We start from the raw sequence: 26,053 nt of genomic DNA on the forward strand, positions 1-26,053 counted from the left end.
CCCGCGCCTCCGGCGTCATCCCGCAGATCTCCGTGATGCTCGGCCCCTGCGCCGGCGGCGCCGCCTACTCACCCGCACTCACCGACTTCGTGTTCGCGGTGCGCGGCATCGCGCAGATGTTCATCACGGGGCCCGAGGTGGTCAAGGCCGTGACGGGTGAGGACATCACGCACGACGGGCTGGGCGGCGCCGACGTCCACGCGGGCACCTCAGGCGTCGCGCACTTCGCCTACGACGACGAGGAGACGTGCCTTGCCGAGGTGCGCTACCTGCTGTCGTTCCTGCCGTCCAACAACCGCGAACTGCCGCCCGTCACCGCCGCGTCCGACCCGGCGGACCGCCGCTGCGACGCGCTGCTCGACCTGGTCCCGGCCGACGGCAACCGCGCGTACGACGTCCGCGCCGTGATCGGGGAGATCGTGGACGACGGCGACCTGGTGGAGGTGCACGCGGGCTGGGCGCCCAACCTCGTGTGCGCGCTGGCGAGGATCGACGGCCGCCCGGTGGGCGTCGTCGCCAGCCAGCCGCGGTCCATGGCCGGGGTGCTCGACATCGGGGCGAGCGAGAAGGGGGCGCGGTTCGTGCAGTTCTGCGACGCGTTCAACATCCCGCTGGTGACGCTGGTCGACGTCCCCGGCTTCCTGCCGGGCGTCGGGCAGGAGCACGAGGGCATCATCCGGCACGGCGCGAAGCTGCTGTACGCGTACTGCAACGCAACGGTGCCGCGCGTCTCGGTGGTGCTGCGCAAGGCGTACGGCGGCGCGTACATCGTCATGGACTCGCTGTCGATCGGCGCCGACGTCGCGCTGGCCTGGCCGGGCAACGAGATCGCCGTCATGGGCGCGGAGGGCGCGGCCAACGTCGTCTTCCGGCGCGAGATCGCGGCGTCGGACGACCCGGAGGCGACGCGGCGCCGGAAGATCGAGGAGTACCGCGCCGAACTGATCCACCCCTACTACGCGGCCGAACGCGGCCTGGTCGACGACGTGATCGAACCGGGCCAGACCCGCGCCGTGCTGGCGCGCTGCCTCGCGATGCTCGCGTCCAAGTCCACGGCGCTGCCGCCCCGCAAGCACGGCAACCCACCGCAGTGACAGGAAGGACCCCAGCCATGGAACAGACCGCCCCCGACCCCGTCGGCGCGCTGCGCGTGCACCGCGGCGCCGCCGCGCCCGAGGAGCTGGCCGCGCTGATCGCCGTCCTCCACCTGCGCGCCGCCGCGCTCGGCGCCGCGACCGCCCCCACCACGCGGCCCCGGCCCCCGGCCACGTGGAACAGACCCGAGCGGCAGGCCCGTTACACCGACCCGCGCGGCTGGTCGGCGGGCTGAGCGGGACCGCGCCCGTCCCCGCGCGTCAGGGCGAACACGGCCCACGCCACGGCGCACACGGCGGCGGACACCACGAGGGACCAGCCGGTGTCCGCCGCGACCGCCGCGCCCATGACGGCCACGCCCAGCGTCGCGCCCACCTGGCGCACCGCGTTGAGAAGCCCGCCGACCGCCCCCGCCGTCCCCTCGGGCGCGGCGCCGACGAGGGCGGAGACCAGGGCGGGCAGGGCGTACGAGACGCCGAAGCCGGTCGCCAGCAGGCCGAGCGCGAGCCAGGGGTAGGCGGCGTCGGCGAGGACCGCCGCGCCGAGCACCGCGCCGCCGCCGGTGAGCAGGCCGAGCCCGGCCAGGACGGGCGGCCTCGGGCCCCTGCGGGCGACGATCCGGCCGGTGAACGGGGGGTTGGCGGCGAAGGGCACGGTCAGCGGGAGGAAGGCGAGGCCGGTCTCCAGCGGGCCGAGGTGCCGTTCCTGCTGGAAGAGGAGCGGCAGGACGAACAGGGCGCCGGTGAGGGCGAAGGTGACGACGGCGGCGGCGAGGAGCCCGGCGCGTACGCGGGCGGAGCGCAGCAGGGCGCGGTTCAGGACCGGCGCGTGGCTGCGGCGTTCGAGGGCGCGGAAGGCGGCGGCCGAGGCGGCGAGCCCGGCGGCGGACCAGGCCGTGTGCGTCCAGGCGCGGGCACCGGAGGCGATCAGCGCGTCCGTGAACAGGGCGAGGACGGCGGCCGCCGTGAGCTGCGCCCACCAGTCCACGCGGCGGTCGCCGCGCGGGCAGTCGGCGGCGTGGCCCGACGTCAGCGCAAGGACCAGCAGGCCGAGGGGCACGTTGACGAGGAACACCGCCCGCCACCCTGCCGCGTCCACGAGCGCGCCGCCCAGGACGGGCCCGGCCGCGACGGCCGCCCCGCTGACGGCGGCCCAGGCCGCGACAGCTCGCGCCCGTTCCGCCGGGGCGGGGTACAGCCGGGCGATCATCGCCATCGACGCGGGCACGCACGCGGCCGCCGCGACACCGGAGACGGCGCGCAGCAGGACCAGCGCGCCCAGGGTGGGGGCGGCGGCGCTCAGCAGCGACGCGGCGGCGAACGCGGCGGTCCCGGCGCGGAAGACGCGTTCGGCGCCGTGGCGGTCGGCGACGGCGCCCGCCGTGAGCAGGAGGGCGGCGAACGCGACGGTGTAGCCGGTGGTCGCCCACTGGAGGCCGGCCATCGAGGTGCCGAGGGACGCGGCGAGGTCGGGCTCGGCGACGGACAGGACGGTCATGTCGAGCAGCACCATGAAGTAGCCGAGCGAGATGCCGGTCAGCGCGCGGCGGCGGTGGGGGGCGGGGGAAAGCACAGTGGTCATGCCGGGTCCTGGAAGCGGGAGGGGATGGACGCGGCCCACTGTGCGCGGGAGGGGGCGGGCGGCTCCACCGGCGCGGGCGCAGGGAGCGTTCGGAATTTCCGCACGCTCCCGGTCGTTGGCGCCGGGCATGGAACTGCGCCAGCTCAGGACGTTCGAGGCGGTCGTACGGCACCGCACGGTGACCGACGCCGCGCACGCGCTGGGGCTCGCGCCGTCGTCCGTGTCGGCGCAGGTCCGCGCGCTGGAGGCGGCGCTCGGCGTGCCGCTGTTCGTGCGCGGCGCCCGGGGCATGGAGCCGACCGAGGCGGGTGAGCGGCTGCGGACCTGGGCCCGCACCCTCCTGGAGCAGGCGGAACGGGCGCGGCGCGACGTACGCGGCGAGCGCGCGCCGCTGCGGCTCGGCGCGCTGGAGACGCTCGCCGGGACGCACGTGCCGCCCGTCCTCGCCAGGCTCGCCGGGCGGCGCCCCGACCTGGCGGTGGAGGTGCGGCCCGAGCGCTCGCGGGCCGTGCTCCTGGACGACGTGGCCGGGGGGCGGCTCGACGCGGCGCTGCTGCTGGACACGGGGGACGCGCTGGGCGGGCTCGGCTTCGCGGCCGGGGACGGGTCGCTGGCGTTCGTGGACGTGGAGCCGGTGCCGCTGGCGCTGGTCGCGGCGCCGTCACACCCCCTCGCGGGCCGCCCCGCGCTGACGGCGGACGACCTGCGCGGGGAACGGCTGCTGGTGAACGTCCCCGAGTGCTCGTTCTGGATGGCCGGGACACGCGCCCTCGGCCCCGGCCTTGAGCGGATCAGGGCCGGGGGCGTGCCGGTGATGCGCGCCTGGGCGGAACACGGCCTGGGCATCTCCCTGCTCCCGCGCTTCGCGATCGCGGACAGCCTGGCAACGGGCGCACTGGTCCCCCTCACCCTCCCGGTCCCGGACCTGAGCCTGCGGCTGGTGTGGCAGGCGAACACGGACCACCACCCACCGATCCGCGCCCTGCTCTACGCGGCGGCCCACACGTGACCGCGCGCCGGGCCGGTCACTCCATCCACTCGTAGACCTTCCCCCCGATCCCGAGTGCGAGGAAAGCGGCGACCCACCACCAGAAGTCGAACAGGAAGAAGAACACGCCGAAGAGGACGGCCGCGCACACCAGCCCGGTGATCAACCGGAACCTCTCCGCCCTCTCCTTCTCTTCACGCCGCAAGCGCTCCTGCCGCGCTGCCTCTGCCCGGCGGGCCTGCTCCGCCCTGAGTATGGCTGCCTCCATCGCGCGGGCGAGCTCGGCGGGGTCGTGGGGCCGGGCCCAGTGCATGTTCACATCGCCGTGCACCGTGCCGAACTGTCCGACCGGTCCGTCGATGTCGCCGCCGCTGATCTCGTTGCGCACGTCCGGCAGTTCGTCGTCCCCCTCGTGTCTCCCCATGTCCCCAGCATGGCCGTTCCCCACCCGCGTGGCCAGGTTCACCGGCACATCCGCCGGCCCTCCGGGACGCCGCTCCGCCCGGCGGCGGGTGCGCGCGGGGTGAGGGGGTGGTGAAGAGCACGGTTAGGCATGCCTTACCTTAGTCGGCGTGACAGTGAACTCTGCGGCCGCCGGGGCGGACGCGATGCGTGCCGAGGGTGTGCGGGCGGGTTACCGCGGCACCGATGTCGTGCACGACGCCTCGGTGCGGCTCGCGGCCGGGCGCGTGACCGCGCTCATCGGGCCCAACGGCAGCGGCAAGTCGACGCTGCTGCGCACCATGGCGGCCCTCCACCCCGCGACGGCCGGCCGGCTCGTCCTCGACGGCGACACGGCCGTACGCGACCTGGCCCCGCGCGACCTCGCGCGCCGCCTGACCCTGCTGTCACAGGCACGCCCGACCCCGGGCGGCGTGACGGTGCGCGAGGTGGTCGAGTACGGCCGCCACCCGTACCGCCCCCGCTGGGGCCCCGGTGACGAGGAGGGCCCCGAGGTCGTCCGGCGGGTCATGGAGATGACCGGCGTCACCGCCCTGGCCGCGCGCCCCGTGGACAGCCTGTCGGGCGGCCAGCTCCAGCGCGTGTGGCTGGCGAGCTGCCTCGCGCAGGACACCCCCGTCCTGCTGCTGGACGAGCCCACCACCTTCCTCGACCTGCGCTACCAGGTCGAACTCCTCGACATCGTGCGCGACCTGGCCGACGAGCACGGCATAGCCGTCGGCCTCGTCCTGCACGACCTCGACCAGGCCGCCGCCGTGGCGGACGACGTGGTGCTGCTCGTGGACGGCCGCGTCGCCGCCGCCGGGCCGCCCGCCGAGGTGATGACGGCCGACCTGCTCTCCGCCGCGTACGGCATCGACGTCGACGTCCACCACGACCCCGTCTCCGGCCTGGTCCACACCCGGCCCCGCGCCCGTCACCACAGCCGCCTCAGCCGGCTCCAGCACCCGCACCACCCCTGAAAGGACCACTTCGTTGAGATCCCGCTCCGTCCCCGCCCTGGCCACGCTCGTGGCGCTCGCCGCGCTCACCGCCTGCGGCACCACCGAGGACCCGGCCGAGGACGAGAACACCGGCTCCGGCTCCGACTCGTCCGCCGCGCCCCTGACCGTCACCGACGCGCGCGGCAAGGAGATCACCCTCGACGGCCCGGCCGTCCGCGTCGCCGGCACGGAGTGGAACGTGGTCGAGTACCTCGTCTCGCTCGGCATCCAGCCCGTCGGCGTCTCGGACGTCGAGGGCTTCGAGACGTGGGACAGCTCGGTGCAGCTCGACGAGGGCGTGACCGACATCGGCACCCGCGGCGAGCCCAGCATGGACACGCTCGCCACGCTCGACCTCGATGTCGTCTTCGCCACCGACGAGATGGTCGACGGCGCCCTGGAGCAGATCGAGGAGAACACGCCGGTCATCGTCGTCCCCGGCGGTGACGTGGCCGACCCGCTCGGCACGATGTGGGACAACCTGGATCTCGTGGCGCAGGCCACCGGCACCGAGGACCGGGCCGCCGGGATGCGCGACGCGTTCGACGAGGCGCTGGCCGACGGCCGCACCGCGCTCGCCGAGGCGGGCGCCGAGGGCGCGAACGTCGCCTTCGCCGACGCGTACCAGGCGGGCGAGGCCGTCTCCATACGCCCGTTCGGCGAGGGCTCCCTCATCGGCGGCGTCCTGGCCGAACTCGGCCTCACCAACGCGTGGAGCGGCGTCGAGGGCCTGGAGTTCGACCCGGTCTACGGCCTCGGCCAGACCGACGTCGAGGGCCTGACCGCGCTGCCGGACGACACCGCGTTCTGGTACATCGCCAACGACAGCGAGCCCGACGTCTTCACCGAGGTCCTCGCCGACAACTCCGTCTGGAACTCGCTGCCCTTCGCCGCCGACACGGTCCGCTTCCCCGACGCCATCTGGATGTTCGGCGGCCCGGCGTCGATGGAGCAGTTCATCGACGCGGTCGTGGACGCCGCGAGCTGACCACGCGATGAGCATCGGCACGCTCACCCGGCGCACCGCCGGGCCCGCCCCCGTCGCCCCGGCCGGGGAACGCCCCCCGGCCGGGCGGCTGGTGGCGCTGACCGGGACGCTGCTCGCCGTCCTGGCGCTCCTCGCGGCGGTGCACCTCACGCAGGGCACCGCCGCGGTGGGCGTCGGCGACCTCGTGTCCTGGCTCCTCGGCCGCGACGGCGGGACCGGGACGGCCGTGGTCGTCGAGTCCCGCGTCCCCCGGCTCGTCGCCGGGCTCACGGTCGGCGCCGCGCTGGGCGCCGCCGGGTGCGTGCTCCAGTCGGTCTCGCGCAACCCGGTGGCGTCCCCCGACGTCCTGGCCGTCAACGGCGGCGCGCACCTCGCGCTCGTCACGGGCGCCGTCACCGGCCTGTCCCTGCCGTTCTTCGGCGAGGTCGCCCTCGCGTTCGCGGGCGGCCTGCTCGCGGCGGTCGTCGTCCTGCTGCTGACCGGCAACGCGTACGGCACCGTCCGGCTGGTCCTCGGCGGCACGGCCGTCTCGCTCGCGCTGTCGTCCGTGACGACGTCGCTGCTCCTGCTCTACCCGAACGAGGGCACGGGCCTGTACGCCTGGGCCGCCGGGTCGCTCAGCCAGAACGGCCTCGGCACCATGCGGATGCTGGCCCCCGTGGTCCTCGCCTGCGTCGCGGTCCTGCTGCTATACGGCAGGCGGCTCGACGTCATGGCGCTCGGCGACGACGAGGCGCGCGCCCTCGGCGTCCCCGTGCGGCGGACGCAGCTGATCGTCGTGCTGCTGGCCGTCCTGTTGTCCACGGCAGCCGTCGCCGCGACGGGGCCCGTCTACTTCGTCGGCCTGGCGGCGCCCGCGATCGTCCGGCTGCTGGTCCCGCACGTGCCCGGCCTGCACCGGCACCGGGCGCTCGTCCCGCTGTCCGCGCTGACCGGCATCGGCGTCGTGCTCGGCGCGGACGTCCTCCTGCGGGCGGTCATCGGCGCGCAGAGCGCCGTCAGCGTCCCCACCGGCGTCGTGACGTCGCTGCTCGGCGGGCTGCTGATGATCGGCCTGGCGCTGCGGCTGCGCGCCACGCCGATCGGCGGCGCGGCCACGGCACTTGAGGTACGCGGCACCGGCACCCGGCACCGGGGCCTGCTGACGGGCGCGGTGGCCCTCGTGCTGGTGGGCGTCCTGCTGGCGGCCGCGCTGGTGGGCGACCGGACGTTCCTGCTCGGCGACCTCGTGATGTGGGCGCGCGGCGAGGCGGGTCCGCTCGTCACGACGGTGCTGGACACGCGGGTGCCGCGGCTGGCGGCGGCGCTCCTGGCGGGCGCCGCGCTCGCGGTGGCGGGCACGACCATCCAGGCCGTGACGCGCAACCCGCTCGCGGACCCCAGCGTCGTCGGCGTCGCGGGCGGCGCGTCGGTGGGCGCGGTGCTGGTGGTGACGTACGTGCCGATGGTCGGGTTCTGGGCGCTGACCGGCGCGGCGGGGGCGGGCGCGGCCGTGGCGGCGCTGGTCATCTTCACGCTGTCGGCGCGCGGCGGTTTCGCGTCGGACCGGCTCGTCCTGGTGGGCGTCGGGGTGTCGTACGTGACGTCGGCGCTGGTGACGGTCCTGATCGTCGCCACCGACCCGTTCAACGCGACCAAGGCCCTGACGTGGCTGTCGGGTTCGACGTACGGGCGCACGTACGAGCACCTCGTGCCGCTCGCCGTCAGCTGCCTGGTCGTGATCCCGCTCGCCTGGGCCGCGCACCGGCGGCTCGACCTGATCTCGCTGGACGACGACACCCCGCGCCTGCTCGGGCTGAGCGTGCCGCGGACGCGGCTGCTCCTGCTGGCGTGCGGCGTGGTGCTGACGGCCACGGCGGTCGCGGCGATCGGGATGATCGGGTTCGTCGGCCTCGTCGCCCCGCACGCGGCGCGGACGCTGATGGGGCGGCGCCACCGGTGGGTGCTGCCCGTGGCGGCGCTGCTCGGCGGCACGCTCGTCGTCGCCGCCGACCTGCTGGGCCGCACGGTGATCGCGCCCGCGCAGCTGCCCGCCGGGCTGCTGACCGCGGTGATCGGGACGCCGTACTTCCTCTGGCTGCTGCGCAGGACGCGCGGCGTGTGACGGGTCACCCCGCCGCCGTCGCGCTTGCGCGACGGGGGTGCGGGGGCCGAGGATCGGGGGATGCAGGGGTCCGCGTCCGTGAAGCTCACCGAGGGTGATGTCACCCTGTCACCGCTGCTGCCGGGGGATGTGGACGCCCATCTGGCGGGCGAGGACGAGGAACTCGCCCGCTGGCTGAACGGCGGGGCCGGCACGCGTGCCGACGTGCAGGACTACGTGCGGCACTGCGGCGAGCAGTGGGAACGCGGCGGGCCGCTGCGCGCGTTCGGCCTGCGGGTGGGTGAACCCCCGGTGCTCGCGGGCACGGTGGACCTGCGCTTCGCCATGCCGGGCCTCGAACCGCACCAGGTGAACATCGCGTACGGCCTCTACCCCGCGTGGCGGGGGCGGGGGCTGGCGACGCGAGCGGTGCGGCTGGCGTGCTGGTACGCGGCGGGCGAGGGGGCGACGGAGGGCGTGATCCAGGTGGATCCGGGCAACCCCCGCTCGGCCGATGTCGCGGTGCGGGCGGGCTTCACGTACGCGGGACAGGTACGGCGCCTGGACGGCGGCCTGTTCGACCGCTACGTGCTCGACCTGCCGCCCGGCGCGGACGCGGACTGAGTGCGCGCGGGGACGCCCGCACCGGCCGGACCGGACCGCTCACCCGCGCGGGCCTGAACACCGGCTGCTCGCGCCACGTCCCGCCACTGGACGGCGAGTCGGGGGTGTGGTGGCCCTGTCGGCGGTCGGCGGCGTGCGGATGACGGGATGGGAGTCGGAGCGGCGCTGGCGACTCCTGCGAGCGGCCGGTGCGTCGGTCTGCGGTGGAGCGCGGTCGCCGTCACGTACGCCGGGCGGGGCGCCGCGTACGCGCGTCTCCCGTGCCGCCGCCGCGCGTTGACGGCGGCGGCACGGGGGGACGGGCGCCCGGTGGGTCAGGCGGTGTGGAGTGTCAGGCCGTACGCGCCCAGGATCTCGTTGACGGGCTGGTGCCAGGTCTGGCCGCCGCTGGCGCAGTTGCCCCAGCCGCCGGAGGTGACGCCCTGGGCCTGGTCGCCGCTGATGTAGGAGCCGCCGGAGTCACCGGGCTCGGCGCACACGCTCGTCCGCGTCAGCTGGTAGACCACCTCGCCGGATGAGTAGTTGACGGTCTCGTTCTTGCCGAGGACGGTGCCGCAGTGCCAGCGCGTCGTGGAGCCGGAGCGGCAGACGGACGCGCCGACGGGGGCCTCGGCGGAGCCGCGCACGAGGACGTCCGGCACGGTGCCCCAGCCGAGGACGACGGGCACCGTCCACCAGCCGTTGCCGACGCTGACGAACGCGTAGTCGTTGCCCGGCCAGGACGAGCCCTGGATCTGCCCGATCAGGGACCGGTCCCAGCCGTACGCCTGCTGCCCGGCGCGGCCGCAGTGCCCGGCCGTCACGAAGCCGCCGTGCACGGAGAAGCCGATGGAGCAGCGGACGTTGCCGGTGTACCACGGGTCGCCGCCGACCGTCCCGGCAGCGAACGTCTCGGGGGCGCGCGTCGTCGTGGCGGACACGGTGACGGGCCCGGCCGCGCGGGCGGCGGCGAGGAAGTCCTCGGTGGCGGCGTCCCGTTCGGCCCCGGTCACGAGGGTGACGACGACGCTGTTGGCGCGCGGGTCGACGCGCCAGCTCGCGACGGAGGCGGGGGCGTCGAGGCGGTCGAGCGCGGTGGCGGTGGCGTCGAGTTCGGCGTCGGTGTGGGTGACGAGCCGGGGCTCGGCACCGGTGGCGCGCACGTCGTCGGCGCGGCCGGTGTCGGTGACCGCGACGACGAGCGTGCCGCGCGCCGGGTCGAACCAGCTGCCGCCGTACGCGTCGCCCGCCGCCTCGCGGGCGGCGGGCTCGGTCCCGGCGGCGTCGGCCTCCTGTGCCAGGCGCGTACGGGCCTCGTCCGGCGAGAGGCCGAGGTCGCGCTGGAGTGCGCTGAGCAGACCGGCGGAGAGCGGCTGTGCGGCGCTCTCCTCGCCACCGGCGGTGGCGGTGGAGGCACCGGTCCCGACCAGGGTTCCGGTGACCAGCAGGGCGGACAGGGAGAGGCGCACAGCGATGCTGCGTCTCATGGGGGTTCTCCTTCTGTCGCTTCGTGGCGCGAACGTGGGGGAACAGCGGAAGTGTGCGAACGCGTGCTCCTCTGGGAGTTTCTGAGGAGTCGCGTCGCCATATTGGCATGCCCACACCAATACAGACAGCCCTCCGGAACCCACTCGGGGCGCACGGGGCGCGGCATCGCCAACGAGCCGCGAGAACGCCCGTGGTGCGCTCCGCGCCCGGCGCACCACCGCCGCGCGCGCCGCGGCGGAGCGCGCTTCGCGGAAGCGACCGCCGCCGGGGCCCGGCGCGGCGGGGCGGGTCCGCGATTGGTACAGACCATGGTCTTGACGGCGGGGCGTGTCCGCTTCTTCAATCAGCCGGAGGGCATCGCCCCGCCCGGTCACTCCCGCTGTTCCGACGCGCCCTCTCCCGAGGAAAGGTATGTCATGAGCATGCAAAATTGGTGGAGACGTGCGCTCCGCAAGGTCAGGTACGTCGCGGCCGGGTCGCTGGTCGTCGGGCTGCTGAGCGTCCTGCCCGCGTCACCCGCGTCCGCCGCCACGGGGCAGATCAGCGGCCTGGCCGGCAAGTGCGTCGACGTCGCCGCCGCGTCGAGCGCCAACGGCACACCGGTCCAGCTCTACGACTGCAACGGCACCAACGCCCAGCAGTGGAATGTCGGTTCGGACGGCACCATCCGCGCCCTCGGCAAGTGTCTCGACGTCGCCAACAACTCCACGGCCAACGGCGCGCAGCTCCACCTGTGGGACTGCACCGGCGGCGCCAACCAGCGCTGGACCGTCACCGCCGCGCGCGACATCGTGAACCCCCAGGCCGACAAGTGCCTCGACGTCACCGGCAACAACTCGGCGAACGGCACCCGCCTGCAGATCTGGACCTGCACGGGCGCGGCCAACCAGAAGTGGAACGCCCCGGCCACCGGGGGCGGCAACCCGAACCCGACCGGATTCGTGGTCACCGAGGCGCAGTTCAACCAGATGTTCCCCGGCCGCAACTCCTTCTACAGCTACAGCGGCCTGACGGCGGCACTCAGCTCGTACCCCGCCTTCGCCACCACCGGCGGCGCGACGATCTCGCGGCAGGAGGCGGCGGCGTTCCTCGCGAACGTCAGCCACGAGACGGGCGGCCTCGTCCACATCGTGGAGCAGAACACCGCCAACTACCCGCACTACTGCGACTGGGGCCAGCCGTACGGCTGCCCGGCCGGGCAGGCCGCCTACTACGGGCGCGGCCCGATCCAGCTCAGCTGGAACTTCAACTACAAGGCGGCGGGCGACGCCCTCGGCATCGACCTGCTGGGCAACCCCTGGCTCGTCCAGAACGACTCGGCGATCGCCTGGCGCACCGCCCTGTGGTACTGGAACACCCAGAACGGCCCCGGCACCATGACGCCGCACAACGCCATGGTCAACCAGCGCGGCTTCGGCGAGACGATCCGCAGCATCAACGGCTCGCTGGAGTGCAACGGCGGCAACCCGACGCAGGTCCAGAGCCGCGTCACCACCTACCAGCGCTTCACGTCGATCCTCGGCGTCCCGACCGGCGCCAACCTGTACTGCTGAACCCCGCCCCCACCCACCGGCACCGCCCCCGGCACGGACGAGCAGCGGCCCGCGCCGGGGGCGGGCACGTCATGTCACCCGGCCTCGGCCCAGGCGCGGGCCAGCAGTTCGTACGAACGCACCCGGTCCGCGTGGCCGTGCGTGATGGTCGTGATCAGCAGCTCGTCGGCGCCCGTCGCCTCGCGCAGCGTGGCCAGCCCCTTGACCACGGTGTCGGGGGAGCCGACGAACTGGGTGTCCACCCGGTCGGCGACCAGCTCGCGGTCCTCGTCGGTCCAGGGCAGCGCGGCGGCCTCCTCGGGCGTCGGGAACGGGATGGCGCCCTCCGCGCTGCGGATGCTGCGCACCCAGGGGGCGTAGCCGGTGGCGAGTTCGCGGGCGGTGGCGTCGTCGGGCGCGACGACGGCGTCGGCGGAGACGAGGACGTACGGCTCCGCCAGCGCGGCGGACGGGCGGAACGCGGCGCGGTACGCCTCCACCGCGTCGAGCACCGTCCCGGGGCTGACGTGGTAGTTGGCCGCGAACGGCAGGCCCCGCTCCCCCGCCACCTCGGCGCTCTGCCCGCCGCTGCTGCCGAGGACCCACACCGCGACGCCGGCGCCCGCGCCCGGCACGGGGCGCGCGTCGGCCTCGCCGTCCGTGTAGGTGCCCGCGAGGAGCGCGAGGACGTCGTCGACCTGCTCCGCGTAGTCCGGTGTCTCCGCCTTCGGCTGCTGGAGCAGCGCCTGGTGCAGCCGGAAGCGCGGGGAGTCGAGCAGCCGGGCGAAGCCGGTGAAGCGGGGCGGGATGTACAGGCCCTCAGGCGTGTGGCGGCCGGGCGCGGCGGGCGGCGGCGCGCCGGGGCGTGCGCCGGGCTGGAGGCGCGGCGGGCCCGAGCGGCCGAGGCCGAGGTCGACGCGGCCGGGGAACAGCGCGTCGAGCAGCCCGAACTGCTCGACGACGGCGAGCGGCGTGTGGTGGCCGAGCTGCACGGCGCCCGAGCCGACCCTGATCGTCCGTGTGGCCCGCGCGACGAGCTGGATGACCAGCGCGGGCGTGGTGCCGGCTACTCCCGGGTTGAGGTGGTGTTCCGCCAGCCAGTAGCGGTGGTAACCGAACTCCTCGGTCCTGCGGGCGAGTTCCTCGGTGTTGCGGAGGGCCTGCGCGGCCGTGGAGCCGGAGCTGACGGGTACCAGGTCGAGCACGGAGAGGGGCACGGGTGGCTTCATGCGGTGGGTGTCTCCCTGGGGTCGTCGGCACGTCGGGCGGCCGCGCGCCGGGGCACGCGCCGGGGCACGGGAGGGCCGCCCGAAGGACGTCCGGTCGAACGCACGGTCCCACTGTGACCACCCAATGTTGCGATGCTGTGACCATGGCATGGACACACATACGGGCCCGCCGGGCGCGGTCAGGCCCCTGAGCGGCGCACTTGCCGTCCCGGGCCCGCGCCGCCCTCGTCCGGCCGCCCCGAAGGCCCATGGACAAGCCGGAAGAGCCCCTGTTAGCTTCCCGTCATCCGCCCGGCGGCCTCCGCCGGGCCCGTCACGCCCCGGGTGAGGAGGCACACGCATGACCCGCGTCCCGCACGGAACCACGGCTCTCCCGTCCGCCTTCGCCGCGCCCTGCCGGATCACACAGCGCGTGCCCCTGTTCCGGCGGCTGACCATCGACCTGCGCCGCTCGGCCGGTTCGCTCTGTAGCTGACCCCGGGTCACACGCCCGTTCCCCGCGCCGCGCGCGGTCCGTACGCGCCGTGCGCTCCCGTCGCTCCGTCATCCCTTCGCTCCGTCCAGCGCCGCCCGCGTGCCCGGTCCGGCGCGCGCCGCGCCGTGCCCCGCCGTACCGGCGCGTCGCCCTCCCGGACGCCTCCTCCCCGTTCCCGGCAGCCCCGTTCCAGAAGGTGAGCGCACGATGCCCACTCCCGACCACCTCCACCTCGCGGTCGCCCTCGACGGCGCGGGCTGGCATCCGGCGGCCTGGCGCGAGCCGCGCGCCAGGCCAGACGAGCTGCTGACCGCGCGGTACTGGGCCGATCTCGTCGCCCTGGCCGAATCGGGGCTGCTCGACTTCGTGACGCTGGAGGACGCGCTGGCCCTCCAGTCCACGGACGCGAACGCGCCCGACGACCGCACCGACCTCGTACGCGGCCGCCTGGACGCGGTGCTCGTCGCCTCCCGGGTGGCGCCGCTGACGCGGCACATCGGCCTGGTGCCGACCGTGACGGTCACGCACACCGAACCGTTCCACATCTCCAAGGCCGTCGCGACGCTCGACCACATCAGCGGCGGCCGGGGCGGCTGGCGGGCGCAGATCGCGCGGCCGCTGGAGGCGCCGCACTTCGGGCGGCGGGAGATCGCCCCGTTCCCCGCGCCGGGACCCGGCGGACGGCTCGCGCCGCCCGAGGAGTACGAGCGGGCGGCGGCGGACGCGTTCGGCGAGACCGAGGACTTCGTGGAGGCCGTCAGGCGGCTGTGGGACAGCTGGGAGGACGACGCGGAGATCCGCGACGCGGCGACCGAGCGGTTCGTGGACCGCGACAGGCTGCACTACGTGGACTTCGCCGGGCGCTGGTTCAGCGTGCGGGGCCCGTCGATCGTGCCGCGCCCGCCGCAGGGGCAGCCGCTCGTGACGGTCCTGGCGCACGCCGCCGCGCCCCGCCGCCTCGGCGCGCGGTCGGCGGACGTCGTGTACGTCACGCCGCGCGACGGCGAGGACGCGCGGGCGGCCGTCGCCGACGTGCGCGCCGAGCAGGAGGCGGCCGGGCGCGGCGGAGAGACCGTGCACGTCTTCGGCGACCTCGACGTGACGCTCGCCGCGACGGCCGCCGAGGCCGAGGACCGCAGGGCCGCGCTCGACGCACGGGCGGGCGGGGCGCCGGCGAGCGACGCGCAGGTGTTCACGGGGACGGCGGTCGAACTGGCGGACCTGCTGCTGGCGCTGCGCGACGGCGGCCTGACGGGCTTCCGGCTGCGACCCGCCGTCCTCCCAGACGACCTGGCGGCCATCACCGGCGCGCTGGTGCCCGAACTCCAGCGGCGCGGCGTGTTCCGCACCGCCTACGAGGCGGACACCCTGCGCGGCCTCCTCGGGCTCGGCAGGCCCGCCAACCGTTACGCGGCCGCCCGGTGACCGGCGCCCGCGCGCCCCGCGTCCCCCTTCCCACCCCCCTCCCGATCGGACGGCGTCCATGAGCGCGGAAGCCCAGAGGAAGCACAAGAAGCAGATCGTCCTCGGCGCCTTCGTCAACGGCGTCAACCACACCACCGTCTGGTCCGACCCGCAGGCCGGGAGCCAGATCGACTTCTCGACCTTCCGGCATGTCGCGCAGACCGCGGAACGGGGGAAGTTCGACTTCTTCTTCCTCGCCGAGGGCCTGGCGCTGCGCGAGCGCGGCGGGTTCGTCTTCGACCAGGACATCGTGGGACGGCCCGACACGTTCCCGCTGCTGGCCGCGCTTGCCGCCGTCACCGAACACCTCGGGCTCGTCGGCACGTTCAACGCGACGTTCAACGAACCGTACGAGCTGGCCAAGCAGCTCGCGTCCCTCGACCACCTCTCGGGCGGGCGCGCGGGGTGGAACGTCGTCACCTCCTTCGACGCGTTCACCGGGCGGAACTTCCGGCGCGGCGGCTTCCTGCACCGGGACGACCGGTACGTGCGGGCGCAGGAGTTCCTGGCGGCGGCACGGCAGTTGTGGGACTCCTGGGCCGCGGACGCCGTCGCGGCCGACAAGGAGAGCGGCGCGTTCCTGCGCCACGCGGACGCCGGGGCGTTCGCGTACTCGGGCAAGCAGTTCGGCATCGAGGGGCGGTTCGCGACGCCGCGCAGCCCGCAGGGGCACCCGGTGATCCTCCAGGCGGGCGGCTCGCCGCAGGGCCGCGACTTCGCCGCCGGGGGCGCCGACGCCGTCTTCTGCCCCCTCCAACCGCTGGACAAGGCGCGGGAGTTCTACCACGACGTGCAGGCGAGGGCCGCGCGGCAGGGGCGCGCGCCCGGGTCCGTGAAGCTGCTGCCGTCGGCGCACGTCGTGCTCGGCGAGACGGAGGAGGAGGCCGTCGAGCGGCACCGGGACATCGTGCTGCGGCAGATCAGCGGCAAGACGGCGCAGATCCTGCTGGAGACCGTCTGGAACCGCGACCTGTCCGGCTACGACCCGGACGGGCCGCTGCCCGACGTCGAACCGGGCACGGACGAACCCCGCTTCATCCAGGGGCGTGCGAGCATCTTCCAGGACGCGCGCAAGACCGTCGCGCAGTGGCGGGAGATCGCCGAAACGCACCGCTTCAGCCTGCGCGAGCTGGCCATCCACGTCTTCGGGCGGGCGGAGTTCGTCGGCACGCCCACGCGGATCGCCGACGAACTGGACGACTTCGTCCAGCGGGACGGCTCGGACGGCTACATCCTCGGCTCCCACCTGGTGCCGTCGGGGCTCGACGAGTTCGTCGACAAGGTGGTGCCCCTGCTCCAGGAACGCGGCTCGCTGCGCACCGAGTACACCGGCAGCACCCTGCGCGACAACCTCGGCATCCCCGCGCCGGCGGGGGCCGACGGATGACGGCCCAGGACACCGGGACGGCGACGACCGCGAAGGCGGACGGCCTCACCGTCGTCCCCGTCAGGCTCTCCGACCCGCTGTGCGGACCGATGCTGCGCGACCTGGAGCGGGAATACGTCACGCGGTACGGGCCCATCGCCTCCGACGAGATGGCGCGCTACCCGGACGCGGAGTTCGCCCCGCCGGACGGCCTGCTGCTGCTCCTGCTGCGGGACGGGGAGGCCGTGGCGGGCGGCGCGTACCGGCGGTACGACGGGCGGACCGCCGAGCTGAAGCGGATCTGGACGCACGCGGCGCACCGCAGGCGCGGGCTGGCGCGCCGGGTCGTCGAGGAGCTGGAACGGGCCGCCGCCGTACGCGGGTACCGCCGCGTGTACCTGACGACCGGGCCCCGGCAGCCGGAGGCGCGCGGGCTGTACCTCGCCGCCGGGTACACGCCGCTGTTCGACACGGCGGCCGACCCGGAGACGATCGGGCCGCTGCCGTTCGAGAAGCACCTCGGCGCCGTACCGGCGGGTGCCGGAAGACCGGGAGGGACGTGATCATGACATCGGAAGCCGACAGAGACGGCCCGCCGTCCGCCGTCGCCGCCCCGGAGCGTGCACACGCAGGCGGGCCCGAGGCGCACGGCGACGACGACCTCTCCGGCCTGCGCATCGTGCCCGCCCGGCACTACGGGCGCTGGCTCGCCGGCCTCGCGGTCCTCGTGCTGGTGGCCCAGTTCACCCACGGCCTGGTCACCAACCCGGCGTGGGACTGGCCGGTCTTCTTCGACTACCTGCTGGCCGACAGCGTGCTGCGGGCGGTCTGGCTGACGGTCCAGCTCACCCTGTACGGCACGCTGCTCGGCTTCGCGCTCGGCGTCGTGCTCGGCCTGATGCGGCTGTCCCGCAGCGTGGTGCTGCGCGGCGTGGCGTGGGCGTACGTGTGGGCGTTCCGCTCGATCCCGCTGATCGTGCAGCTGCTGTTCTGGTTCAACCTGGCGTACCTGTACCGCGAGCTGGGCTTCGGCGTCCCGTTCGGCCCCGTCCTGTGGAGCGTGGGGACGATGGACCTGATCGGCGCGATGACGGCCGCCGTGATCGGCCTGGCGCTGCACCAGGCGGCGTACGCGGCGGAGATCGTGCGCGGCGGCGTGCTGGCGGTGGACCCGGGGCAGCGGGAGGCGGCGGCGGCGCTCGGCATCCCGTGGCTGCGGCAGTGGCGCCGCATCGTGCTGCCGCAGGCGATGCGCGGCATCCTGCCGAACGCGGCGAACGAGATCATCTCCCTGTTCAAGGGCACGTCGATCGTGTCGGTGATGGCGATCGGCGAGCTGTTCTACCAGGTGCAGGTGATCTACGGGCGCAACGGGCGGGTCGTGCCGCTGCTGATGGTCGCGACGGTCTGGTACATCGTGCTGACGACGGTGCTGACCGTCGCCCAGTACTACGTGGAGCGGCGCTTCGCGCGGGGCGCGACACCCCGGGCCGCCGAGAGCCCGGTGCGGCGGCTGCGGGAGCTGGCGGGCGGCAGGCGGCCGGGGACGGCGCGTGCCCCGCGCGCGGCGGGAGGTGCCGGGTGAGCGGCGGAACGGGCGGGGTGATGGTGGACGTGCGCGGCGTCCACAAGTCGTTCGGCGCCCTGCCGGTGCTGCGCGGCGTGGACCTGCGGGTGCGGACCGGGGAGGTGACGGTCGTGATCGGCCCGTCCGGGTCGGGCAAGTCGACGCTGCTGCGCGGCATCAACCACCTGGAGAAGCTGGACCGGGGCTCGGTGCGCATCGACGGGGAGCTGATCGGCTACCGGCGCGCGGGGCGCACGCTGCGCGAACTGAAGGAGCGCGAGGTGCTCAGGCAGCGCGCGCACATCGGCTTCGTCTTCCAGAACTTCCACCTCTTCCCGCACCTGACCGTGCTGGAGAACGTGATCGAGGCGCCGGTGTCGGCCCTGCGCAGGCCGCGCCGCGAGGCCGTCGCGCTGGCGCGGTCCCTGCTCGCCCGGGTCGGGCTCGCGGACCGCGAGGCGGACTACCCGCGCCGCCTGTCCGGCGGGCAGCAGCAGCGGGTGGCGATCGCCCGCGCGCTCGCGCTGGAGCCGAAGGTCCTGCTCTTCGACGAGCCGACATCGGCGCTCGACCCGGAACTGGTCGGCGAGGTGCTCGGCGTGATCAGGGACCTGGCACGCTCCGGCACCACGATGATCGTCGTCACGCACGAGATCGGCTTCGCCCGCGAGGTGGCCGACACGGTCGTCTTCATGGACCAGGGGCGGATCGTCGAGCAGGGCCCGCCGCCCGACGTGCTGGACCGGCCGCGCCACGAGCGGACGCGGGCGTTCCTCTCCCGGGTCCTCTGATCGCACGCCCGTCCACCGCCCCGGCCGGCCGCACGCCGGGGCGGCGGGCAGGCCCGGCCGTCCGGCGGGCGTTTCCTGCACTTTTCTCCTTTTTCGCCCCCTCGTCCCGTCCCTCCCAGAAAGAGCAGCCATGACGCCACGCACCGCCCGCCGCAGAACCGCCGCCGCCCTGACCCTCGCACTCGCCGCAGCGCTCACGGCCTGCGGCGAGCCGGACGAGCCGGAGGGCGGCACGGGCGGTGCCGCCTCGGGCGACTCCGCCGGCTCGGACGACCCGGGGGTGAACACGAGCCCCGACCAGGACCGCGTCCGCGCCGAGGAGGTCCCCGAGATCGCCGCGCTCGTCCCCGAGGAGATCCGCGAACGCGGCACCCTGGAGGTCGTGAACTCGGTGGGCGCCGTCCCGCCGCTGAACTTCTACGCGACCGACGACGAGACCGTGATCGGCAGCGAGACGGACGTCGCGGTGCTGGTCGGCGACGTGCTCGGCCTCGACGTCTCCTTCAACACCGTGGACTGGGCCAACATCTTCGTCGGCCTCGACAGCGGGCAGTACGACGTGGGCTTCAGCAACATCACCGTCACCGAGGAGCGCAAGGAGAAGTACGACTTCGCCACCTACCGGCTCGACAGCGTCGCGTTCGAGACGTCCGTGGACGCCGACTGGACGGTCGAGGGCCCCGAGGACGTGGCGGGCAGGACCATCGGCGTCGGCTCCGGCACCAACCAGGAGCAGATCCTCGTCGAGTGGAACGAGCAGAACGTCGAGGCGGGCCTCGACCCGGTGGAGATCGCCTACTACGCCAACCCCACCGACTACTACCTCGCGCTCGGCTCCGGGCGGCTCGACGCGTACCTCGGCCCGAACCCCAGCGCCGCCTACCACGCCAGGGTGAGCGGCGAGACCAAGGTCGTCGGCGTCTTCTCCGGCGGCGGCGACGCGCTCCAGGGGGAGATCGCGGCGACCACGCGGAAGGACAACGGGCTGGTGGAGGCCCTCGCGGCGGCGCTGAACGAGGTGATCGACAACGGCGCCTATGCCGAGGTCCTGGAGCGCTGGGGCCTGTCCGACGAGGCGCTCGACGCGTCCGAGATCAACCCGCCGGGGCTGCCCAGGCCCGAGGAGTGAGCGACCCCGCACGGCCGGGCCGCACGGTCCGGCCGTGCGCGGCGGGCGGGAGCCCTGTCGAACGCGCACCGCACACGAGATATCTTGATGTCGAGCAATGTTGCAGACGTGGAGACGTGGAGCGGAGCATCCGGTGACTGACTCGACCATCATCTACACCCACACCGACGAGGCCCCGGCCCTGGCGACGTATTCGTTCCTGCCGGTGGTGGAGGCGTACGCCTCGACGGCGGGCGTGCGTGTGGAGAGCCGTGACATCTCGCTGGCGGGCCGGATCATCGCCGGTTTCCCCGAGTGGCTCACGGAGGACCAGCGCATCGACGACGCGCTCGCCGAGCTGGGCGCCCTGGCCGGCACCCCCGGTGCCAACATCATCAAGCTGCCGAACATCTCGGCGTCCATCCCCCAGCTCAAGGCGGCCGTCGCCGAGCTGCAGGAGCAGGGCTACGCGCTGCCCGACTACCCGGACGACCCGCGCACCGACGAGGAACGCGACATCCGCGCCCGGTACGACAAGGTGAAGGGCAGCGCGGTCAACCCCGTCCTGCGCGAGGGCAACTCCGACCGCCGCGCCCCCGCCTCGGTCAAGAACTACGCGAAGAACCACCCGCACCGCATGGGCGCCTGGTCGTCCGACTCCCGGACCCACGTGTCCCACATGACGGCGGACGACTTCCGCTCCACCGAGAAGTCCGCCGTCGTCGCCGCCGACGGGGCGCTGCGCATCGAGCTGGCCGGCGACGACGGCACCACCACCGTGCTGCGCGAGTCCGTGCCGGTCCTGGCGGGCGAGATCGTGGACGCCTCCGTGATGCGGGTGGCGGCGCTGCGCGAGTTCCTGTCGGCGCAGGTGGCGCGGGCGAAGGACGAGGGCGTGCTGTTCTCCGTCCACCTGAAGGCCACCATGATGAAGGTGTCCGACCCGATCATCTTCGGCCACGTGGTGCGCGCGTTCTTCCCCGAGACATTCGCCGCCTGGGGCGGGACCCTGGCCGCGGCCGGTCTCACGCCGAACGACGGGCTCGGCGGCATCCTCAAGGGCCTGGAGTCGCTGCCCGAGGGCGCCGACATCAAGGCGTCGTTCGAGGCCGAGCTGGCCTCGGGACCGGCCCTCGCGATGGTGGACTCGGACCGGGGCATCACCAACCTCCACGTGCCGAGCGACGTCATCGTGGACGCGTCCATGCCCGCGATGATCCGCACCTCGGGCCACATGTGGGGCCCGGACGGGCAGGAGGCCGACACCCTCGCCGTCATCCCGGACAGCAGCTACGCCGGTGTCTACCAGGTCGTGATCGACGACTGCCGCGCCAACGGCGCCTTCGACCCCGCCACCATGGGTTCCGTCCCGAACGTCGGCCTGATGGCGCAGAAGGCCGAGGAGTACGGCAGCCACGACAAGACGTTCGAGATCCCGGCCACCGGCACCGTGCGCGTGCTCGACGGGGACGGCGCCGTCGTCCTGGAGCAGACGGTGAGCGCGGGCGACATCTTCCGCATGTGCCAGACGAAGGACGTGCCGGTCCGCGACTGGGTCAAGCTGGCCGTGAGCCGGGCGCGCGCCACCGGCGCGCCCGCCGTGTTCTGGCTGGACGAGGACCGCGCGCACGACGCCCGGCTGATCGAGAAGGTCCGCGCGTACCTCCCCGAGCACGACACGGAGGGCCTGACCATCGCGATCATGTCCCCCGAGAAGGCGACGGCGTTCTCCCTGGAGCGCATCAGGAAGGGCAAGGACACCATCTCCGTCACCGGCAACGTGCTGCGTGACTACCTGACGGACCTCTTCCCGATCCTGGAGCTGGGCACCAGCGCGAAGATGCTGTCCGTCGTCCCGCTGATCAACGGCGGCGGCCTCTTCGAGACGGGCGCGGGCGGCTCGGCCCCCAAGCACGTGCAGCAGCTCGTCAAGGAGAACTACCTGCGCTGGGACAGCCTGGGCGAGTTCCTCGCGCTGGCCGTCAGCTTCGAGCACCTGGCGCAGACCACGGGGAACGCGCGGGCGCAGGTCCTCGCCGACACCCTGGACCGGGCGACCGCGACGTTCCTCGACCGGGACAAGTCCCCCAGCCGCCGCGTCGGCGGCATCGACAACCGCGGCAGCCACTTCTACCTGGCGCTCTACTGGGCCCAGGAGCTGGCCGCGCAGACCGGTGACGCCGAGCTGGCCGCCGCGTTCGCCGGTCTCGCCGCCACGCTGGCCGAGCAGGAGTCCGCCATCGTCGGCGAGCTGGCGGCGGTGCAGGGCTCGCCCGCCGACATCGGCGGCTACTACCAGCCCGACCCGGAGAAGGCGGCGGCCGTCATGCGCCCGTCGAAGACCTTCAACCAGGCGATCGACTCGCTCGCCTGACGCGCGGCGCGCACCCCGCGCCGTACGCCCGTGCGCCCCGGCCAGGCGGCTCCCCGCCCGGCCGGGGCGTACGCGTTCTCCCTCACCCGCCTGCGCCGCCGGTCACGGCACGCGGGCGACACCGCCCATGCCGACGCTCGCCGGGTAGTCCCCCACCTGCACGTCGGGCCGCCACTCGGGCATGGGGACCACGCCGGGTTCGAGCAGTTCGAGCCCGTCGAAGAAGGCGGTGATCTGCTCGCCCGTCCGCAGGATGTACGGGACGGCGCCGGTGTCGTTGTACGTGTCCTGCGCGGCGATCAGCTCGGGGTCGGTCGCGGCGCCGTGGCTGAGCATCAGGTAGCTGCCGGGGCACAGGCCCGCCACCAGGCGGCGCACGATGTTCCGTGCCACGGCGAAGTCGGCCACGTGGCCCAGCACGTCCGACAGGATCAGCGCGGTGGGCCTGCCGAGGTCCAGCGTCTTCGCGGCCTCCGCGAGCACCGTCTCGGGGGCGTGCAGGTCGGCGTCGATGTACTGCGTGACCCCCTCGGGCGCCGAGGTGAGGAGCGCCTGCGCGTGGAGCAGGATCAGCGGGTCGTTGTCGACGTACACGATCTTGCTGGACGGCGCGACGCGCTGCGCGACCTCGTGCGTGTTGTCGACCGTCGGGAGGCCGGTGCCGACGTCGAGGAACTGCCGTATCCCGGCCTCCCCGGCGAGGAAGCGGATCGAGCGCGTCAGGAAGTACCGGGAGGCGCGGGCCATGGCGTCGATGTCCGGGACGGTGCGGCGGTAGGCGTCGCCGGCCTCGCGGTCGACCTGGTAGTTGTCCTTGCCGCCGAGCCAGTAGTTCCAGATGCGCGCCGAGTGGGGCACCGAGGTGTCGATGCCGGCGGGGACGCTCTGCGCGTCGGACGTGCTCATGGTGGTCTCTCCGCTCCGTTCTGGGCGTACGGGGGTCATGGAAGACATGTTCCCGCAGTAACCCGGGATGCCCAACGTCGTTATGGGGACGGGTGCTTCGGGGGAAGGCCCCGACGGGGCACGGCCGATTCGAGGGATGGTTTTCGTGTACGAGATGCTCGCCGCGCTGCTGGTCGAGGAGTTCGGCTGCGAGGCGGACGCGGTGACGCCGGAGGCGACCTTCCGGAGCCTGGAGCTGGACTCGCTGTCGCTGGCGGAGATCGCGGTGCTGGTCGCGGACCGCACCGGTGTCTTCGTCGAGGACGCCGGTCTCGGCCTGGACAGCACGCTGGCCGGGGCCGCCGCCGGGTTCGAGGCGGCGTCGGCGCCGTCCGGGAGCGCGGCCTGATGGGCGGTGCCCCGGACGCCTGTTGGGGCCCCGGTGCCGTCGCGGTCACGGGCGTCGGGCTCGTGACACCGGGCGGGACCGGGGTGGCCGGGGCGTGGGACGCGGTGTGCCGGGGGCTGCCGACGGCGCGGCGCGACCCGGAGCTGGCCGGGCAGCCGGTGGACCTGACGTGCGCGGTGCCGGACTTCGACGGCGACGCGCTGCTCGGGCGGCGGCTCGCGCGGCGGATGGACCGGGTGGCGCAGTTCGCCGTCGTGGCGGCCAGGGAGGCGGTCGCGATGGCGGGCCTCGGCGGGCGGACGTGGCCCGGGGAACGGATCGCCGTCCTGTTCGGCGCGGGCGGGTCGAGCTTCGAGGGGCTGACCGACGCGTACCCGAAGCTGCTGTCGGGGCGCGCGCGGGCCATCTCCCCGATGACGCTGCCCCGTTCGCTGCCCAGCGCGCCCGCCGCCGAGGTGGCGCTCGACCTGGGCGTGTCGGGGCCGGGCTTCGCGACGTCGGCGGGCTGCGCGTCGGCGCCGGTGGCCGTCGGTGTGGGCCGCGACCTGCTGCGCTCGGGGACGGTGGACGTGGTGGTGGCCGGAGGTGCTGAATCGTTGCGCCACCCGCTGGCCGCCGCCGGTTTCGCGCAGCTCGGCGTCGTCTCGCGGACCGCCGCCCGGCCGTTCGCCGCCGACCGGGACGGCTTCGTACCGGCCGAGGGGGCGGGCGTACTCGTCCTGGAGAGCGGCGCGCACGCCTGCGCGCGGGGCGCGGAGGTCCTCGCCTGGCTCGGCGGATACGGCGCCGCCGGGGACGGCCACCACGTCGCCGCGCCGCACCCGGACGGCGTGGGAGCGGAGCGCGCCCTGCGCGCGGCGCTGGCGGCGGGCGGCACGGAGCCGTGCGCCGTCGGGCACGTCAACGCGCACGGCGCCGCGACACGCCTCAACGACCGCGCCGAGGCCCGCGCCCTCGCCCGGCTGCTGCCGCACCGGCCCCCGGTCACCGCGACCAAGGGCGCCCTGGGCCACGCGGGCGCCGGCTCAGGCGCCATCGAGGCGGTGGTCACGGTCCTCAGCCTCCGCGACCAGCTGATCCCCCCGACGGCGGGACTGACCGGCCCCGACCCCGAGTTCACCCTGGACGTCGTCACCGGCGCCCCCCGGCGCGCGGCCCTGCGGACCGCCGTGTCGGTCTCCACCGCGCTCGGCGGGCAGAACGCGGCGCTCCTCCTCCTCGCGGCCTGACGCCCCCTGCCCCCCCTTTCCGCATCCGACCCCCCCGATTCCACACGCACATCCACACGCACATCCACACGCACATCCACACGCACGAAAGCAGTCATGCACACCCTCCCGGCCCTCGCGCCCCCGTCCCGTGCCGTCGAAACCGCCCGACTCCTGCTGCGCCTGCGCACGGCGAGCGACCCCGCCCCCGTCCACGAGCAGTTGCGCGCCCTCGGCCCCGTCCTGCGGGTGCCCTGGCTGAGGTCCCTGGTCGTCACCGGCCACGACGAGTGCCGCGCGATCCTGCGGGACGGATCGTTCATCCACCCGGACGCGGGCTGGCGGGACAGGCACCAGCCCGGCTGGCGCGGGCACCCCGCCATGCGGGCTCTGTACTCGTCGCTGCTCACGTCGAACGCGCCCGACCACGGGCGGCTGCGCGCCACGCTCGCGCCGCTGTTCTCGCGCGGCGCGGTGGCCGCGCTGCGGCCGAGGATCGCCGAGCTGGCCGACGACTGCCTCGACGGTCTGGCGGCGGTGCTGCGCGAGGGCGTGGCGGACATCGCGGCCGAGGTCGGCGTGCCGCTGCCCGCGCGCGTGATGTGCTCGTGGCTGGGGCTGCCGGAGGAGGACGCGCCGGTGCTGACGGGCCTGTCGCGGCGCTTCGCGGCGGTGCACGAGCTGTCGCCGAGCGAGGCGCAGATCGCCGACGCGGACCGGGCGCAGGCCGAGCTGCGCGCGTACTTCACGCCGGTGGTGCGCGCGTGCGCGGCGGGCCGGGGCCACGGCGTCCTGGCGCGGTGGATCGGGGCGGGCGGGCTGAGCGAGGAGGAGTACGTGGTGAACGCTGCCCTGCTGTTCGTCACCGGCTTCGAGACGACGGCGGCGCTCCTCGCCACGGTGACCCGTGTCGTCCTCGAACAGCCCGCCCTGGGCGACCGGTTGCGCGAGGCGCCGGAGGAGGAGGTGGCGGCGGAGGTCGAGGACGTGATGCGCCGCTATCCCCCGGCGGCGCTGCTCAGCCGCGTCGCGACGGAGGAACGGACGCTGGCGGGCGTGCGCGTGCCGCCCGACCAGCTCGTCCACCTGCTGCTCGGGCCGGCGAACCTGGACCCGGCGGCGCGGCGTTCGGCGGCGGCGCACCTGTCGTTCGGCAGCGGCGCGCACTACTGCCTGGGGGCGTCGGTGGCCCGGCTGGAGCTGGCCGTGTTCCTGCCCGCGCTGCTGCGGCGGTTCCCCGCCCTGCGGCTGGCGGCGCCGCCGGAACCGGCGGACGGGCTGGCGCATCCGCAGGCGCGGCGGCTGCTGGTGACGGAGTACATGGCGGTGGGCGTGTTCTGACGGGCGCGGGCCCGGCGTTCCGCGGCGGGGGCG

23 protein-coding genes are annotated in these 26,053 nt (G+C 74.6%); 18 read left to right on the forward strand and 5 right to left on the reverse strand.

Annotated elements, in window-relative coordinates; translation table 11 throughout:
- Both ACIBPC_RS14845 and ACIBPC_RS14850 read left to right on the forward strand, forming a co-directional pair.
- The coding region (locus tag ACIBPC_RS14845; protein ID WP_398844409.1) for an acyl-CoA carboxylase subunit beta at positions 1–1,094 on the forward strand (1,094 nt) is incomplete at its 5' end.
- A 17-nt stretch (positions 1,095–1,111) separates the two neighbouring features.
- Entirely contained in the window at positions 1,112–1,330 is a 219-nt protein-coding gene (locus ACIBPC_RS14850; protein WP_398844412.1) for an acyl-CoA carboxylase epsilon subunit, read from the forward strand.
- On the opposite strand, the gene ACIBPC_RS14855 is transcribed toward ACIBPC_RS14850, so the two are convergent.
- Positions 1,297–2,676, reverse strand: a complete 1,380-nt coding sequence (locus tag ACIBPC_RS14855) for an MFS transporter (protein WP_398844415.1) — start codon at positions 2,674–2,676, stop codon at positions 1,297–1,299. The genes ACIBPC_RS14850 and ACIBPC_RS14855 overlap by 34 nt on opposite strands.
- 127 nt (positions 2,677–2,803) lie before the next feature.
- Here ACIBPC_RS14855 and ACIBPC_RS14860 point away from each other — a divergent pair, with 127 nt between their 5' ends.
- Positions 2,804–3,685, forward strand: a complete 882-nt coding sequence (locus tag ACIBPC_RS14860; RefSeq protein ID WP_398844417.1) for a LysR family transcriptional regulator — start codon at positions 2,804–2,806, stop codon at positions 3,683–3,685.
- A 16-nt stretch (positions 3,686–3,701) separates the two neighbouring features.
- On the opposite strand, the gene ACIBPC_RS14865 is transcribed toward ACIBPC_RS14860, so the two are convergent.
- Positions 3,702–4,088: a hypothetical protein gene (locus ACIBPC_RS14865; RefSeq protein WP_398844419.1), complete on the reverse strand. Its 387-nt coding sequence runs from the start codon at positions 4,086–4,088 to the stop codon at positions 3,702–3,704.
- A gap of 184 nt (positions 4,089–4,272) precedes the next feature.
- On the opposite strand from ACIBPC_RS14865, the gene ACIBPC_RS14870 reads away from it, so the two are divergent.
- The 4 genes from ACIBPC_RS14870 to ACIBPC_RS14885 are packed head-to-tail and all read left to right on the forward strand — an operon-like array spanning position 4,273 to position 8,804.
- On the forward strand, positions 4,273–5,088 hold the full coding sequence (locus tag ACIBPC_RS14870) for an ABC transporter ATP-binding protein (protein ID WP_398845590.1): 816 nt from the start codon (positions 4,273–4,275) through the stop codon (positions 5,086–5,088).
- Between the two features lie 13 nt (positions 5,089–5,101).
- A complete protein-coding gene (locus ACIBPC_RS14875) occupies positions 5,102–6,097 on the forward strand; it encodes an ABC transporter substrate-binding protein (protein WP_398844421.1) in 996 nt (331 codons plus the stop codon).
- Positions 6,098–6,104: 7 nt separating this feature from the next.
- Positions 6,105–8,201: an iron ABC transporter permease gene (locus tag ACIBPC_RS14880; protein WP_398844423.1), complete on the forward strand. Its 2,097-nt coding sequence runs from the start codon at positions 6,105–6,107 to the stop codon at positions 8,199–8,201.
- 60 nt (positions 8,202–8,261) lie between these two features.
- Positions 8,262–8,804: a GNAT family N-acetyltransferase gene (locus ACIBPC_RS14885; protein WP_398844425.1), complete on the forward strand. Its 543-nt coding sequence runs from the start codon at positions 8,262–8,264 to the stop codon at positions 8,802–8,804.
- 314 nt (positions 8,805–9,118) lie between these two features.
- Here the strand turns inward: ACIBPC_RS14885 and ACIBPC_RS14890 are convergent, their stop codons facing one another.
- On the reverse strand, positions 9,119–10,270 hold the full coding sequence (locus tag ACIBPC_RS14890) for a S1 family peptidase (protein ID WP_398844426.1): 1,152 nt from the start codon (positions 10,268–10,270) through the stop codon (positions 9,119–9,121).
- Between the two features lie 417 nt (positions 10,271–10,687).
- Here ACIBPC_RS14890 and ACIBPC_RS14895 point away from each other — a divergent pair, with 417 nt between their 5' ends.
- Positions 10,688–11,824 (forward strand): glycoside hydrolase family 19 protein, encoded by a 1,137-nt coding sequence (locus ACIBPC_RS14895; RefSeq protein WP_398844429.1) that lies wholly within the window; start codon positions 10,688–10,690, stop codon positions 11,822–11,824.
- Positions 11,825–11,898: 74 nt separating this feature from the next.
- Here the strand turns inward: ACIBPC_RS14895 and ACIBPC_RS14900 are convergent, their stop codons facing one another.
- Complete coding sequence (locus ACIBPC_RS14900) at positions 11,899–13,032, reverse strand: LLM class flavin-dependent oxidoreductase (protein WP_398844432.1); 1,134 nt, start codon at positions 13,030–13,032, stop codon at positions 11,899–11,901.
- 682 nt (positions 13,033–13,714) lie between these two features.
- On the opposite strand from ACIBPC_RS14900, the gene ACIBPC_RS14905 reads away from it, so the two are divergent.
- The 7 genes from ACIBPC_RS14905 (at position 13,715) to ACIBPC_RS14935 (ending at position 22,177) form a co-directional block, all read left to right on the forward strand.
- Complete coding sequence (locus ACIBPC_RS14905; RefSeq protein WP_398844434.1) at positions 13,715–14,932, forward strand: LLM class flavin-dependent oxidoreductase; 1,218 nt, start codon at positions 13,715–13,717, stop codon at positions 14,930–14,932.
- 58 nt (positions 14,933–14,990) lie between these two features.
- The gene (locus tag ACIBPC_RS14910; protein ID WP_398844437.1) at positions 14,991–16,358 is read left to right on the forward strand and encodes an NtaA/DmoA family FMN-dependent monooxygenase; all 1,368 of its coding nucleotides are present in this window, start codon (positions 14,991–14,993) and stop codon (positions 16,356–16,358) included.
- The gene (locus ACIBPC_RS14915; protein ID WP_398844440.1) at positions 16,355–16,900 is read left to right on the forward strand and encodes a GNAT family N-acetyltransferase; all 546 of its coding nucleotides are present in this window, start codon (positions 16,355–16,357) and stop codon (positions 16,898–16,900) included. The genes ACIBPC_RS14910 and ACIBPC_RS14915 overlap by 4 nt, the downstream gene beginning before the upstream one ends.
- Positions 16,901–16,902: 2 nt before the next feature.
- Positions 16,903–17,922, forward strand: coding sequence for an amino acid ABC transporter permease (locus ACIBPC_RS14920; protein ID WP_398844443.1), 1,020 nt, complete (start codon positions 16,903–16,905; stop codon positions 17,920–17,922).
- A gap of 20 nt (positions 17,923–17,942) precedes the next feature.
- Positions 17,943–18,695 carry an amino acid ABC transporter ATP-binding protein gene (locus ACIBPC_RS14925; RefSeq protein WP_398845593.1) on the forward strand — a complete coding sequence of 251 codons (753 nt, stop codon included), beginning with the start codon at positions 17,943–17,945 and terminating at the stop codon, positions 18,693–18,695.
- Between the two features lie 130 nt (positions 18,696–18,825).
- A complete protein-coding gene (locus ACIBPC_RS14930; protein ID WP_398844446.1) occupies positions 18,826–19,824 on the forward strand; it encodes an ABC transporter substrate-binding protein in 999 nt (332 codons plus the stop codon).
- 133 nt (positions 19,825–19,957) lie between these two features.
- Positions 19,958–22,177 carry an NADP-dependent isocitrate dehydrogenase gene (locus ACIBPC_RS14935; protein WP_398844449.1) on the forward strand — a complete coding sequence of 740 codons (2,220 nt, stop codon included), beginning with the start codon at positions 19,958–19,960 and terminating at the stop codon, positions 22,175–22,177.
- Positions 22,178–22,279: 102 nt separating this feature from the next.
- On the opposite strand, the gene ACIBPC_RS14940 is transcribed toward ACIBPC_RS14935, so the two are convergent.
- A complete protein-coding gene (locus ACIBPC_RS14940) occupies positions 22,280–23,083 on the reverse strand; it encodes an SAM-dependent methyltransferase (protein WP_398844451.1) in 804 nt (267 codons plus the stop codon).
- 136 nt (positions 23,084–23,219) lie between these two features.
- On the opposite strand from ACIBPC_RS14940, the gene ACIBPC_RS14945 reads away from it, so the two are divergent.
- From ACIBPC_RS14945 to ACIBPC_RS14955, 3 genes are all read left to right on the forward strand, one after another.
- Complete coding sequence (locus ACIBPC_RS14945; RefSeq protein WP_398844453.1) at positions 23,220–23,471, forward strand: phosphopantetheine-binding protein; 252 nt, start codon at positions 23,220–23,222, stop codon at positions 23,469–23,471.
- Positions 23,471–24,700: a beta-ketoacyl-[acyl-carrier-protein] synthase family protein gene (locus tag ACIBPC_RS14950; protein WP_398844455.1), complete on the forward strand. Its 1,230-nt coding sequence runs from the start codon at positions 23,471–23,473 to the stop codon at positions 24,698–24,700. The genes ACIBPC_RS14945 and ACIBPC_RS14950 overlap by 1 nt, the downstream gene beginning before the upstream one ends.
- 96 nt (positions 24,701–24,796) lie before the next feature.
- Positions 24,797–26,020 carry a cytochrome P450 gene (locus tag ACIBPC_RS14955; RefSeq protein ID WP_398844457.1) on the forward strand — a complete coding sequence of 408 codons (1,224 nt, stop codon included), beginning with the start codon at positions 24,797–24,799 and terminating at the stop codon, positions 26,018–26,020.
- Positions 26,021–26,053: the final 33 nt, after the last annotated feature.

The sequence above is a fragment of the Streptomyces sp. NPDC049879 genome, from assembly GCF_044461265.1.
Classification (GTDB): Bacteria; Actinomycetota; Actinomycetes; order Streptomycetales; family Streptomycetaceae; genus Streptomyces.